Origin of the sequence: Serratia sp. BFP-2025 (assembly GCF_050880365.1) — a bacterium.
Classification (GTDB): domain Bacteria; phylum Pseudomonadota; class Gammaproteobacteria; order Enterobacterales; family Enterobacteriaceae; genus Serratia; species Serratia surfactantfaciens.
The window spans coordinates 2,580,599-2,593,724 of sequence record NZ_JBPAFV010000001.1 but is presented as its reverse complement, the minus strand read 5'-3'; the positions used below and the strand labels follow the sequence as shown (position 1 = coordinate 2,593,724).

Here is a 13,126-nt window from a genome sequence, read left to right as displayed (position 1 = left end):
ACACCAATACCGAGTTAAAAGTATTCAGCTGTAAGAAGCGAGTTCAAATCCTTGATGCTGGATTCCTTCCACAGCTTTCCCTGCAGTGCGTAATATGGCATTTCATCCAGCCATTTCTTGTGTTCGGGAGTTTCAACTCCTTCGATAATTACCTTGTAATGATTAAGGTAAAAGAAGCGCAGCAACGCGCGCATCAAGCCCTCGCCGCCGGACTTTTTCATAAAGTCCCAAAGCAGAAAACGATCGAGCTTAACGAAGCGGAACTGACTGTTGTACAACGCGGAAAAACCCGCATAGCCAGAACCAAAATCATCGAGCCAAAATGAATAACTATTCAATGACGGATCGCCGTGTACGCGATCTTTCACCAGCCGGGTTGAATTCTCACTGATCTCGAAATGAATACAGCGCATAGCATTAATTCTTTCGGCAAAGTGACTATTCGCCAGCGATTGCAGGGAATAATCGTCAACATTCAAAGTGGCTATCACTTGGTTTTCATGAAACCAGTGTTTGTATTTATCGATCAGATTGATCTGATCCATCAAAATCGCAATCCGGGTGGCGCTGTCGGCGTGGCGAAAGAACTGTTCAGGAGAAAAATGGGCATATTCGCTATTAAACGTAAAGCGAGACAGACATTCAACGGCCAGCAATTGTCCCGATTTTGCGAACATTGGCTGAAAAACATAATTAATGCCGTTATTTTTCTCTCTGAAAGAACCGCTCATTTCCCAATCCTTGGATTGATATTTAACTTGTTGATTTTAAATAATAAAAAAGAAAGTTACTCCGGGGTTATTGGTAAATTTCTTATTTAAAGCGCCAGAATGGCCGAAGCGTGTCGACAGACCATTTAACGCGTAATTCGTGCCAAAGTCCAAACGTCGCAATCTGTTACTAAATGTAAATATTCGGGATAATATTCTGATTTTCAGGCCTTATCGCAAAATCTTGAACTCTGCAGCTTTCCCAAACACAGATTATTCCTATTCGTATGAATCGTCAACATCGATCGATAGGTATTCGCCGATAGTTTATTCCTATCAAGAGGGGCCTTATGAATGTTTTAAACGATTTAACATTAAGAATATGCTTAGTCTATATTTCGTCCGGCAATGAGTTCATCGAGGCAACGCTCCTTTTCAGCAAGGGAGTGCTATCGCTGAGTGTATGCTCAGTGGCGGCAATATATATATAAGCCCGCCACTGAATCGATTATTTTATTGTTCTATGGAGCTGGAAATGAAAAAAGTATTATTGCCTTTGGCTGCCCTGGTATTGTCTGCAACTGCTTCCAACGCAATGGCAGCAAACGGCACTGTTAAATTCACCGGTGAAATCAAACAGTCTACCTGCCAGGTAACTAGCGATACTCAGAATAAAGAAGTTTACTTGGGTACTTACCCAACTTCTGCTTTCCCAACCGTGGGTTCTAAATCCGCTTCTAAAGCTTTCCAGATCTCTCTGGAAAAATGTGATGCCGGCGATTACAGCCTGCGCTTCGACGGTAACACCGTTGCTGGCAACCCAGACCTGCTGTCCGTAAGCAACGTTGGCGGTACTGGCGCAGCAGCTACCGGCGTGGGTATCGAAATCACCGATAACAATGGCAAGCCATTCGCTATCGGCGACGGTTCCAACATCAACGACGACGTAGCGAAAGTCACCATCGCTGCTGACGGTAAAGCGACCTTCAACCTGCAGGCTCGTTACCGTTCATTCGATAGCAACGTAACTGCAGGTCTGGCTAACGCTACCAGCCCGTTCACTATCGAATACAAATAATCGTCTTTCAGGACACACACGGCCAAGGATGGCCCGTAGAGGAAACCGATGAAAAAGTTCTTTGCTGCTCTGCTGATGCTGGGCGCCTTTAACAGCTACGCCGGTATCCAGGTAGATGCCACTCGCGTGATCTATAAAGGCGATGACAAATCCGCCTCTCTGCCGATTCATAACGATGCTTCAGAAGCTTATATGGTGCAGACCTGGCTGGACACCGGTGACAGAAACCAAGTGCCGAAAAATCTGCCTGTCGTTGTCGTTCCACCGATTCTGAAATTGGACGCTGCTAAAACTGCAGTTCTGCGCTTTATCTATTCCGGTAATGGCTTACCTCAGGATAAAGAAACTCTGCTGTGGATTAACGTGCAGGAAATTCCACCGGCGCCGAAGCAAGAAAACGTGCTTCAGGTTGCGGTGCGTACCCGAATCAAACTTTTTTACCGGCCGGTGGCGTTGAAAACGACGCTGGACGAGCAAGTGCAAAACTTGCGTTGGCAGCGTGAAGGTTCACGTCTGCAAGTGGTTAACGATGGGCCGCTGCATATTACCTTTGGGGCGCTGCACTTGAAAAACAGCGCAGGCAAGACCGTGGATGTGGACGCCAACATGGTGAGCCCGAAAGATCGCTTATCGATCAACATCCCGGCGGGCGTCAGCGTCGGCAACAAGATTGCTTTCAGTTATATCAACGATTTTGGCGGTAGAACGGAAGTCAAGGACGTTCCAGTACAATAAGAGAGACAGGGAATGGCAAATCAACGAAAAGTAGCAGGCGGAACGACGCGGCTGACACAGCTGATCCGAATTGCAATCATTGCTGCCAGTGCGCCGATGTTATGGAGTGAAGCGGCGCTGGCAGAGTTTAACATGTCGTTTATTCACGGCGATGAAAACCTGAGCAACGCGGAAGCGGTCGCCCAGGGCGATGCTTTGCAACCGGGCGTTTACCCATTCGACATCTACGTCAACCTGACCCAGGTCGATCATAAGGATGTTACTTTTCGTCAGGTTAAAGGCCAGACCGCGTCTCAACCCTGCCTGAAAGTTGAAGACCTGCGCAACTACGGCATCAAACTGCCGGAAACGCTGCAGGCCGGCAGCTGTGTTGATGTGTCTGAGTTGATTAAAGACGCCACCGTCAGCTATGACGCGGCGGTGCAGCAGATCAACATTTCCGTGCCTCAGACCATGATGGATCTGAGCGCGATCGGGGCGATCCCGCCAAGCATGTACGATGAAGGCATCAACGCGCTGTTCGCCAACTATAACTTCAACTATAACAAGAACAGCTATCGCCGAGATGACGCCGACGACAGCGAGTACATGTTCCTCGCGCTGAACAGCGGCCTCAACCTGGGCAGATGGCGCCTGCGCAACAACTCCACCTGGGACAAGCAGAGTGGCAGTAGCAGCAACTGGACCAACGTCTCCTCCTGGGCCGAGACCGATATCGTGCCTTGGCGCAGCCGTTTGGTTATGGGCCAGGCGAGCACCAACAACAGCGTGTTCAACAGCTTCCAGTTCCGCGGGGTGCAACTCTCCAGCGTTGACGACATGCTGCCGGACAGCCTGCGCGGTTATGCGCCGGTGGTGCGCGGCGTGGCGGCGACCAACGCCCGCGTCGAGATCCGTCAGAACGGTTACGTCATCTATAGTACCAACGTCGCGCCGGGTCCTTTTGAGATCCACGACGTCTATCCGCATACTAACAACGGTGACCTGCAGGTCACCGTGAACGAGGCCGACGGTTCGCACAAAACGTTCAGCGTCGCCTACTCTTCCGTGGCCAACATGCTGCGCGAAGGCATTTGGAACTTCCAGCTGACCGCCGGTAAATACCACAACGGTAACGGCGGCTATCAGCCGAAACTGATTCAGGGTACTGCGGCATACGGCATGAACTATGGCCTGACGCCGTTCGGCGGCGCCATCATCGCCGAGCACTACCGTTCTGCTGCCGTGGGTATCGGTAAGAGCCTGGGATCATGGGGTGCCATCTCCGTGGACGGTTCTATCTCTGATACCGAGCTGGCGAATGGCGATCGCAAGCAGGGGCAGAGCTTCCGTTTCCTGTACTCCAAGTCGCTCAACCAGATGGGCACCAACTTCCAGTTGGCGGGTTATCGCTATGCGACTTCCGGTTACTACGATCTGAGCGATGCGGTCCAGGAGCGCAACAGCTGGCGCAACGGCATTTATGCCAACGATTACTGGGATCCGAACGATCTGCAGCCGGGCCAGCCTTCCTGGAGCAACAACCAGAAACGTACCCGATACACCGCGCGCTACGGCAACAAGCGTGAACGCGTCGAGCTGTCGCTCAGCCAGCAGCTGTGGGCGGGCGCCAGCCTGTACGCCAACGTGAGCCACCAGAACTACTGGGGCGTGTCCGGCAACGATCGCACGATTCAACTGGGTTACAACGACGGCTTCAAGCGTATTTCCTACGGGGTTTATCTGCAGGATACGCGCGGCCAGTACGGCTATTCCGATCGCAGCGTGAACTTCACAATGTCGATTCCGCTGGATTGGGGCCAGAGCAACAACTCGACCACCGCCAACTTCAGCGCGGCGCACAGCAAACAGAGCGGCGACAGCTACTCGACCGGCATCAGCGGCACCATGCTGGACGACCGTCGCATGAACTACTCAGTTTCCACCGGGCATACGCAGTCCTCCGGTCAGAGCAGCAACCTGAACCTGGGCTACAGCAGCAGCATCGGTAACATCGACGGTAGCTATGCCTACAGCTCGAAATACCGCCAGGAAGGGCTGGGCGTCTCCGGCGGCCTGCTGGTGCACTCCGGCGGCGCGACCCTGACGCAGCCGTTGCAGAACACCATCTTGCTGGTGGAAGCGAAAGACGCCAAAGGCGTGCGTCTGGAAAACCAGCCGGGCGTGACCATCGATCGCTTCGGTTATGCGGTTGTGCCGTCGGCCAACCCGTACCGCTACAACTATGTAGCGCTGCGCACCGAAGATTTCGGGCCGGGCCTGGATGTGCCGGTGGCCAGTAAGCAAGTGGTGCCGACCGAGAAGTCGGTGGTGAAGGTGAGCTTCGATACCTTCAAGGGCGTCAGCCTGCTGATTCACGCTCGTCTGGGTGACAACGGTTATCCGGCCATCGGCGCCGGCGTGTTCAACGAGTCCGGCCGCAACAGCGGCACCGTGGGCCTGGAAGGCGCAACCTATGTTTCCGGCGTGAAAGCGGGTGAGAAACTGACGATCAAATGGGGTCCGAAAGCCGATCAGCAATGCGTACTGCCGATTCCGGCGGACGTGGGCGACAAACAAGCGGCCATGGGATATCAGGAACTGACCCTGCAATGCCAAAAACTGTAAGGTACACCATGAACTTGAGCAAATTAGCACGTAACACACTTCTGTCGGTGGTGGGGCTGGCGGGGTTGGCGATGGCGCAACAGGCGGCGGCGATGCAGTGCCGCTTCGGCAACTCGACGGGTTCAAAAAACCCGGTTGGCAGCGTAACGCAGGATATCGACGTCGGCCGCCCGATCGTGCTGGCCGCCAGCGACTTCGTCAAAGGCAACCTGATTTGGCGTTCGCAGAACTTTACCTCCACCTTTACCTGCTGGGATACGGATAACTACCCGCGCGGAGAGAACGCTTACATCTATTGGAACCCGCAGAACTCGTTCGGTGCACTGGATAAGTCGCTGGAGATTGGGGTATCGATCAACGGGCGTGATTATGACGCGATCAACCTGAAGCAAAGCTCCAACCGGCCGACGGGCCCTGATTTGGGGCCGGGTACCAAACCGGGTAGTAACAGAAGAAAAGCCGATCCTCAGGCGGTGACTGCCACCTATTCGGTGTATATCAAAGCCACCGGGGTGAAACCGCCGGCGGGTAACTTCCCGCCATTGGCGCGCGCGTCGCTGTTCCAGATCGATGGTGAGTTGGGGCTGAACGCCACCAAAGACAGCAACTTTAACGCCTATATCAAAGGGTTAGACAAGATCCGCGTGATTCAGTGCAACCCGCAGATCACCGTATTGGCCAACAACGGCGCCAGCGTCGATTTCGGCGTGCTGACGACTTCCAGCGCCAAAACCGGCACTATCGCCAAACAGGTGCCGTTCGACATCAAGGCCAGCCTGAGCGGCGGCGAGTGCGCCGGCCAGTCTCTGCAAGCCAGTTTTAGCAGTACCAATGCCGATCCGTCAGACAACACGCAGATCCTGCCGACCACCCAACCGGGCGTGGCAATCTTCCTGACGCAGCAGCGCGACACCAGTAAAAAACCGATCCCTCTGCAAACTAACGTGGATTTCGGCGGTGTGCTGCAGGATAAGCAGAACGAAGTGAAAGAGACCTTTATCGCGAACCTGAAGTGGTTGACCAATACGCCGAAGACCGGGGTGTTCAACGCCACCGCCAACGTCGACGTCACCTTCAAATAATCCGGTGTCTCTTCGATAAAAAAGGGTTCAGTTCTTCGCGAACTGAACCCTTTTTTTGTACTTTGCAGCGTGCCGATTAACGCAGCCCCATCCAACTGGTGCAGACGCCTTCCGGCGGCTTGCCCGCATACCAACGAGGCAGCGTAGGGGCATCATGGCGCGGTTCGGCCTCCGCCTCTACCGGCTGCGCCGGCCATTCCGCGACGTCCCAGCGGGTGGTGCGGCGGTACACTGCCGGGGTTTTGCCGAACTGTTTCTTGAAGGCGCGTGAGAACGAAGGCTGAGAATCGAAGTGGTATTGCAGGGCGATATCCAGGATCGGGCGTGGGCTGGAACGCAGCGCCTGCGCCGCCTGCGAAAGACGCCGCTCGCGGATATAGCTGCCGAGTGCATGGCCGGTGGTGCTGCGGAACATGCGCTGCAGGTGCCATTTGGAGTAGCCCGACTTGGCTGCGACGTTGTCCAGCAGCAGCGGTTGATCCAGATGAGTTTCAATCCAGTCTAGTAAATCGTGAATGATATTGACGCGATCCATGGTTTTAGTTCTCCCGCAAAAACGACATTCAGGTCACAGTGACTTAGCTTAATTATCCAAGAATATACTTTGATAATAGGCGCGAGCACGCCGTTACGCAAGGGTGAAGCGGGGGTAAAAAGGTGGCCAAAAATGCTCTTTGAGCGGCAGGGGTATAGAAAAAAGGCCGCATAAAGCGGCCTTTTCAGCAAGAAATGATGGGAAATCAGTTGGTTTCCGGTTTCACTTCAATGTAGTTCAGACCCAGCACGCTGCTGGTGTAGCCGCGGATCTTGTTGGTCATCTCGATATCGCCGTTCAGCTTGTGGCCGTAAGACGGGATGATCTCTTTCAGCTTGCTCTGCCATTCCGGCGTCGCCACTTTGTCTTTGAACACGGTTTCCATCAGATGCAGCATGATCGGTGCAGCGGTGGAAGCGCCCGGCGAAGCGCCCAGCAGAGCGGCGATGCTGCCGTCTTCGGAGCTGACGACTTCGGTGCCGAACTGCAGCACGCCGCCTTTATCCGCGTCTTTCTTGATGATCTGCACGCGTTGGCCTGCGGTCCACAGCTTCCAGTCTTCCTGCTTGGCGTCCGGGAAGTACTCTTTCAGCGCGGCGAAGCGATCGTCGTCGTTCATCATCAGCTGGCCGACCAGGTATTTCACCAGATCGAAGTTATCCAGACCGACGTGGGTCATCGGCATCAGGTTCGAGGTGCTCAGCGAGTGCAGCAGATCGAACAGCGAGCCGTTCTTCAGGAACTTGCTGGAGAAGGTGGCGAACGGCCCGAACAGCAGCACGCGCTTGCCGTCCAGCATGCGGGTATCCAGGTGCGGCACGGACATCGGCGGCGAACCTACGCTGGCCAGGCCGTACACTTTGGCCAGGTGCTGGTTGGCGATCTCCGGATTGGTGGTGACCAGGAACTGGCCGCCGACCGGGAAACCGCCGTAGCCGTCGGCTTCAGGGATGCCGGATTTCTGCAGCAGGGTCAGGGATGCGCCGCCTGCGCCGATGAACACGAACTTGGCGTTAACGGTGGTTTCTTTACCGTCGCGGTTCAGATCGGCAACGGTCACGCTCCAGGTCTGGTCGGCGTTGCGCTTGATGTCGCGCACTTCGTGGCTCAGGTTCAGCTTGAACTTGTCGCTGGTGCTCAGCGCGTCAACCAGCTGGTGGGTGATCACGCCGAAGTTGACGTCGGTACCCAGCGGCATGCGGGTGGCGGCGATTTTCTGCGCCGGATCGCGGCCGTTCATCACCAGCGGTGCCCACTGCTTGATTTGCGCAGGATCTTCGGAGTATTCCATGCCGCGGAACAGGGTGCTGTGCTGCAGCGCCGCGTAGCGTTTACGCAGGAAGTTGACGTTGTCGTCGCCCCACACGAAGCTCATGTGCGGCACGCTGTTAATGAAGGATTTCGGATCTTTCAGGACATCGTTTTTCACCTGATAAGACCAGAACTGACGGGAGATTTCGAAAGACTCGTTGACCTTCACCGCCTTGCTGATGTCGATGGTGCCATCGGCTTTTTCCGGCGTGTAGTTCATTTCGCTGAAGGCGGAGTGGCCGGTACCGGCGTTGTTCCAGCCGTTGGAGCTCTCTTCCGCCACGCCGTTCATGCGCTCGTACATGTCGATGGTCCAGGTCGGCTCCAGCTCATGCAGATAGGTACCCAAGGTGGCGCTCATGATGCCGCCGCCGATCAACACCACGTCGACGGTTTTATTCTTCTCTTCAGCCGCCGCCTGCTGCGTGACGCTAAACAGGCTGAGACTGAAAATCAGGACGAGTAATTTTCTCATTGAATTAAATCTCTTGTGTGTAAATTCTACTCATTGCAGGTGAAAGAATTTAGCGGGAGTTACCCTGGAAAATAATGAAGCCGACCGCCCGGCGTGAGCCGATAGGCAGCGATAATGCCTTTTTGTTAATAGGGTTTTTAACGAAAAGTGAACTATTGCAGGCCGTCCGGATGCAAATTGATCGGTTCACGTTACTGGCGGGGTATTATTGTTTGCGAGAATGTTAAAAACTACTTTTGTAACTAAAAAAAATGAATATAAGCAAAAAACGGCCGGTTGTTGTCGCAGGAATAAACAGAGAGGGGGGAAGGGCTATATAACCGCGTTATTTCCAAGGGTTAATTGTCGCGTAATTAGACGTTATTTCGTTATCACACAATAATTGCGGTTAAATTGCAAATACGCATCGGTAACCAATAATAAATGGCCGCCATTGCGGGCGGCCAGGATTCACAAGGCGATTACTTGATGCCCATCGCATCGCGCATGGTGAAGAACAGATCGGTCTGATCGGTCAGGCCCACCACGTTGGCGGCGTGCGGGCCATAGGCCGCAACGCGCAGCTGGGTGCCGGTGTGCCCCTGCGACTCCTCTTCCGAGTTGCCGTAACTCAGGGTCATCGGCGCGCCGTCTTTGGTGGTCAGCGTCTGGGTCAGGCCCGGCGCTTTGGCGTCGGCGGCGACGATCTGGCTGGAATGCGCGTGATCGGCGGTGACGATCACCAGCGTGTTGCCGTCGGCGCGGGCGAAGGCCAGCGCTTTTTGCACCGCTTCGTCCAAATCGACGGTTTCGCCAATCTGCCCGCATGGGTTGGCGGCGTGATCCTGCTTATCGATCGACGCGCCCTCTACCTGCAGGAAGAAGCCGTTCGGGTTGTCTTTCAGCAGCGCGATCGCTTTTTCGGTCATCGCCGCCAGCGTTGGCGTGGCGGCGGTGCGCGCCGGGTTGTTTTCGCAGGTTACCGCCGGTTTGTCGAGGTTGCCGTGGTAGCTGGCTTTCGGCCCCAGCCAGCGCACCGGCATGTTGCCGTCGGCGAACAGGCCCAGCAGCGGTTTTTGCTGGTTGGCCAGGGTGACGGCCTGCAGTTCATCCGCGTTGCTGACCCACTGATAGCCCTGCGCCGCCGCCTGGTCTTTCAGCGATTTCCCCTGCCATTCGCCGCTTTTTGCCAGCTGGTTGAAGGATTTCGCGCCGCCTCCCAGCGTGACGTCGGCGCGGGTTTTCAGCAACTGTTCGGTGATGGAGCCGCGGCCGCCGTTTTCCAGCGCGTTAGCGGCGCATTTCTCGCTGGTTTCCTCCGGGCCATAGCATTTGCGCGAGGTGACGTGCGACACCAGCGCCGCCGGCGTGGCGTCCTGCAGTTCGGCGGTGGAGACGTTGCCGGTGGCCTTGCCGGCCGCCTTGGCGATCTCCAGCAGCGTCGGCTGGTCTTTGCCGTTCACGTCCACGCCGAGCGCGCCGTTATAGGTTTTCACCCCGGTGGCCCAGGCGGTGGCCGAGGCGGCGGAGTCGGTCACGTAATCCGGCTTGTGGGTTTTCTTGTCCAGCGAGTAATGCGTGTATTGCCCGGTCAGCGGCAGGGCGTCGATGCCCTTGAAGTAACCGCCCGCGCCCTCAGCGTAGTTGCGCGCGGCGGTGATCTCGGAATCCCCCATGCCGTCGCCGATCAGCAGGATCACGTTTTTCGCTGGTTTGTCCGACAGCGACGCCTTCAGCGCGGCGGTCTGATCGCCGGCCAGACGACGGGCGCCACCCGGTTCGACGAGGTTGCCGCGCGCGGCGCGCTCGGTCAGGCCATCGGCATTGGCCGAGGTTTCTGCCGCGAGGGCGGAGGAACAGAGCAGGGCGGACAGCACGGCGCCGGCGATCAGGGATACAGCAGGTTGCATGGGGTAAGCTCCTTGTCGTAATACAACAATGTAAATAACATCAAATTGTTACGTAAGGAGAGTAGAGCAGAGGGATGACAATTTTATGACAGCGAAAATGGGACGACCCGACGGTCATCCCGTTTGGCATTCAGGCTGCGCGCGCCGGGATCGCGAGCCCGCGCTGCACTGCCGGCCGAGCCAGACCACGCTCCAGCCACTGTGCGACGCGCGGGAAGCTGTCGAACTCCACCAGCTCGCGCGCCTCATAGAAGCCGATCAGATTGCGCACCCAGCCCAGCAGCGAGATATCGGCGATGCTGTAGTCCGCCCCCATGATCCAGTCGCGGCCTTCAAGGCGCGTTTCCAACACGCCGAGCAGGCGTTTCGATTCATTTTTGTAACGCTCCAGTGGCCGCTTGTCTTCATATTCGCGCCCGGCGAATTTGTGGAAGAAACCGAGCTGGCCGAACATCGGGCCGACCGCCGCCATCTGGAAGAACACCCACTGAATGGTTTCATAACGCTGCGCCGGATCCTGCGGCAGAAAGCGGCCGCTCTTTTCCGCCAGGTAGAGCAGAATAGCGCCGGATTCGAATAGCGGCAGCGGCCGGCCATCGGGGCCGTCGGGATCGATGATCGCCGGGATCTTGCCGTTCGGGTTCAGCGCCAGGAATTCCGGCGTCCAGGTTTCGTTGTTGCCGATATCGATCAGGTGCGCTTCATAGGGCAGGCCGATCTCTTCGAGCATGATAGACACTTTGACGCCGTTCGGCGTCGGCAGAGAGTAGAGCTGCAGCCGTTCCGGGTGCTGAGCCGGCCAGCGTTTGACGATCGGGAATTGGGTGGGATCGAGCATGGAAACTCCTCGGGTTGGCGGGATCGCTTAAGCGTACCCCTTGAGTATTGCAGTAAAACTACCCCGACGCAGAGCTACAGCGTGAGTTCAAAATGTGCGGCCAGCGCTTTTTTACCGGCGTCGGTCAGCTGCAGCTCGCGGCTGTCGAGTTGGCGCAGCATCCAACCGCGTTTGATAAAGGCGTTTAGCAGCGCAGCGCCAAGCGCGCCGCCGAGGTGGGCACGGCGTTCGCTCCAGTCCAGGCAACCGCAGGCGAAACGGCGGCGGGTGGGGGCAGGGGAACAATCGACGCCCAGCCGCGCCAGCGCGGCCTGACCGGCGTCGCTTAAGCGGTAGTCTTCCTCGCCGCTCAACCAGTTCAGCGCATGCAGCCGATCGTGCAGCTTCACCGCTACCTCGCCCGCCATATGGTCGTAGCAGGTGCGGGCATATTGCAGCGAGGTCGGCGTGCTGCTCTTCACCGACGGGCGCGGCACGCCCGTCAGTGCCATCAGGCCTTCCAGCGCGGCGGCCACCGGTTGCCCGGCCAGCCGAAAATAGCGGTAACGCCCCTGTTTGAGGCAGGCGATCAGCCGCTGTTCCAGCAGTTTCGCCAGATGCGCGCTGGCGGTGGAAGGAGCAACCTCGACCGCCGCGCTGAGCTCGGTGGCGGTGTAGGCGCGCCCGTCCATCAACAGGCACAGCATACGCGCCCGGGTGCGGTCGGCGATGGCGGCGCTGAGTGCCGCTAAACGGTCTTCTATCTCGATGTTATGCATACTTCGAGGTTAGACGAAGTATGACGGCGCGTCCATCGTTAGCCTGTGGTTATCGCCATCTGGCTACGAGGGAGAAAACCATGTCCGTGTGTCCTTATGCCGCCGCGCTCGCCGCCGAGCCGCAGGCCCATTATCGCGCTCTGCCGCCCCTGAGCTGGGATAGCGCATGGCAATGTTGGGTGGCCGCGGTGCCGCAGCTAGTGAGGGAAGCGCTGCTCAATGCCGATCTCGGCGTGCGGCCGGCCGATGAGCCGGTGCCGGTGGCCTTGCTGGAGACGCCGATGGCGCCGCTGTTCGCCGGGCTGGCGCGGATGCGCGACGGCGAACAGCACCACGCGCTTAAAGCGGCGCTGCAGCGGGCGCTGGCCGTCTGTTCGGATGCCATGATTCAGCAAACCGCTGCACAATGCGCTGAGTGGTTAGCGCCAAAGGTGCCCGATGCGGCGGCGATCACTCGCTTTAACTATGGATTGCCGCTTTGCAGCCTCGGCGCTTTATTGGGCGTGCCCAGGGCGCAATGGCCATGCCTGATCGACGACGGTCTGGACTTCGTCCGCTGTATCGCACCCGGCAGCACACCACCGCAGCTGGCGCGGGGTATAGCGGCAGCGCAGCGGCTCAGCGCCCAACTGATGGCGGAGCATGGCGTGCTGCGCAAGGCCTTGGAGCGGGAGATTGGCGATGCCCGGCTTGAGTTGGCCAATGCGCTCGGCCTGCTGTTTCAGGCCTGTGAGGCGACGGCGGGCTGGATCGGACAGGCGTATTGGCTGGCGCGGCGGAACGGTGAAGTGGACATTGCGCTGGATCGGGTACGGGCGCTAACGCCGCCGATCCAAAACACGCGCCGTTTCGTCTTGCGCGAGACGCAGCTTGGCGGTTGCACGCTGCGCGTGGGGGAGACCGTCTTGTTGCTGCTCGGTGCCGACGGCGGACTGGCCTTCGGCGCGGGGGCGCACCGCTGCCCGGGCGAACGTTGGGCGAGGATTATCGCGCGCTGCGGCGTTGCGCATCTGTGTTCGTTGGATATTGATGAGCGGGCGTTGAAATCGGTGCAGTGGCGCCGTTCGCTGAATGCGCGCGTGCCGGAGTTTTACCGTTGAGAGGAGAC

The 13,126-nt window shown here is 57.3% G+C and carries 11 protein-coding genes; 5 read left to right on the top strand and 6 right to left on the bottom strand.

Translation table 11 applies throughout. The features are described from left to right. Positions 1–14: 14 nt before the first annotated feature. Positions 15–731 (bottom strand): EAL domain-containing protein, encoded by a 717-nt coding sequence (locus ACRAWE_RS12355; protein WP_019454458.1) that lies wholly within the window; start codon positions 729–731, stop codon positions 15–17. A gap of 514 nt (positions 732–1,245) precedes the next feature. Here ACRAWE_RS12355 and ACRAWE_RS12350 point away from each other — a divergent pair. The 4 genes from ACRAWE_RS12350 to ACRAWE_RS12335 are packed head-to-tail and all read left to right on the top strand — an operon-like array spanning position 1,246 to position 6,212. Next, complete coding sequence (locus tag ACRAWE_RS12350; RefSeq protein ID WP_033647475.1) at positions 1,246–1,788, top strand: fimbrial protein; 543 nt, start codon at positions 1,246–1,248, stop codon at positions 1,786–1,788. Between the two features lie 48 nt (positions 1,789–1,836). Beyond that, complete coding sequence (locus tag ACRAWE_RS12345) at positions 1,837–2,523, top strand: fimbrial biogenesis chaperone (protein ID WP_063919038.1); 687 nt, start codon at positions 1,837–1,839, stop codon at positions 2,521–2,523. 12 nt (positions 2,524–2,535) lie between these two features. After that, positions 2,536–5,130, top strand: a complete 2,595-nt coding sequence (locus tag ACRAWE_RS12340) for a fimbria/pilus outer membrane usher protein (protein ID WP_063919039.1) — start codon at positions 2,536–2,538, stop codon at positions 5,128–5,130. Positions 5,131–5,144: 14 nt separating this feature from the next. Continuing rightward, on the top strand, positions 5,145–6,212 hold the full coding sequence (locus ACRAWE_RS12335) for a fimbrial protein (protein WP_370520183.1): 1,068 nt from the start codon (positions 5,145–5,147) through the stop codon (positions 6,210–6,212). A 76-nt stretch (positions 6,213–6,288) separates the two neighbouring features. Here the strand turns inward: ACRAWE_RS12335 and ACRAWE_RS12330 are convergent, their stop codons facing one another. From ACRAWE_RS12330 to ACRAWE_RS12310, 5 genes are all read right to left on the bottom strand, one after another. Next, on the bottom strand, positions 6,289–6,747 hold the full coding sequence (locus tag ACRAWE_RS12330; protein WP_019454454.1) for a helix-turn-helix domain-containing protein: 459 nt from the start codon (positions 6,745–6,747) through the stop codon (positions 6,289–6,291). 205 nt (positions 6,748–6,952) lie between these two features. Next, positions 6,953–8,533 (bottom strand): malate:quinone oxidoreductase, encoded by a 1,581-nt coding sequence (locus tag ACRAWE_RS12325; RefSeq protein WP_063919041.1) that lies wholly within the window; start codon positions 8,531–8,533, stop codon positions 6,953–6,955. A gap of 461 nt (positions 8,534–8,994) precedes the next feature. Next, positions 8,995–10,422 carry an alkaline phosphatase gene (gene phoA / locus ACRAWE_RS12320; RefSeq protein WP_019454452.1) on the bottom strand — a complete coding sequence of 476 codons (1,428 nt, stop codon included), beginning with the start codon at positions 10,420–10,422 and terminating at the stop codon, positions 8,995–8,997. A 130-nt stretch (positions 10,423–10,552) separates the two neighbouring features. Further along, positions 10,553–11,260 (bottom strand): glutathione S-transferase N-terminal domain-containing protein, encoded by a 708-nt coding sequence (locus tag ACRAWE_RS12315; protein ID WP_063919042.1) that lies wholly within the window; start codon positions 11,258–11,260, stop codon positions 10,553–10,555. 74 nt (positions 11,261–11,334) lie between these two features. After that, positions 11,335–12,018: an ArsR/SmtB family transcription factor gene (locus ACRAWE_RS12310; protein WP_432525419.1), complete on the bottom strand. Its 684-nt coding sequence runs from the start codon at positions 12,016–12,018 to the stop codon at positions 11,335–11,337. Positions 12,019–12,098: 80 nt separating this feature from the next. Between ACRAWE_RS12310 and ACRAWE_RS12305 the strand changes: the two genes are divergently transcribed. Then, positions 12,099–13,118: a cytochrome P450 gene (locus ACRAWE_RS12305; protein WP_211129817.1), complete on the top strand. Its 1,020-nt coding sequence runs from the start codon at positions 12,099–12,101 to the stop codon at positions 13,116–13,118. Positions 13,119–13,126 lie beyond the last annotated feature (8 nt).

Excerpts from the sequence above, each read along its gene's own strand:
- ACRAWE_RS12350 (WP_033647475.1), top strand. The coding sequence starts at position 1,246 with ATGAAAAAAGTATTATTGCCTTTGGCTGCCCTGGTATTGTCTGCAACT.
- ACRAWE_RS12310 (WP_432525419.1), bottom strand. The coding sequence starts at position 12,018 with ATGCATAACATCGAGATAGAAGACCGTTTAGCGGCACTCAGCGCCGCC.
- ACRAWE_RS12355 (WP_019454458.1), bottom strand. The coding sequence starts at position 731 with ATGAGCGGTTCTTTCAGAGAGAAAAATAACGGCATTAATTATGTTTTT.
- ACRAWE_RS12325 (WP_063919041.1), bottom strand. The coding sequence starts at position 8,533 with ATGAGAAAATTACTCGTCCTGATTTTCAGTCTCAGCCTGTTTAGCGTC.
- ACRAWE_RS12330 (WP_019454454.1), bottom strand. The coding sequence starts at position 6,747 with ATGGATCGCGTCAATATCATTCACGATTTACTAGACTGGATTGAAACT.
- ACRAWE_RS12305 (WP_211129817.1), top strand. The coding sequence starts at position 12,099 with ATGTCCGTGTGTCCTTATGCCGCCGCGCTCGCCGCCGAGCCGCAGGCC.
- phoA (WP_019454452.1), bottom strand. The coding sequence starts at position 10,422 with ATGCAACCTGCTGTATCCCTGATCGCCGGCGCCGTGCTGTCCGCCCTG.
- ACRAWE_RS12340 (WP_063919039.1), top strand. The coding sequence starts at position 2,536 with ATGGCAAATCAACGAAAAGTAGCAGGCGGAACGACGCGGCTGACACAG.
- ACRAWE_RS12315 (WP_063919042.1), bottom strand. The coding sequence starts at position 11,260 with ATGCTCGATCCCACCCAATTCCCGATCGTCAAACGCTGGCCGGCTCAG.
- ACRAWE_RS12345 (WP_063919038.1), top strand. The coding sequence starts at position 1,837 with ATGAAAAAGTTCTTTGCTGCTCTGCTGATGCTGGGCGCCTTTAACAGC.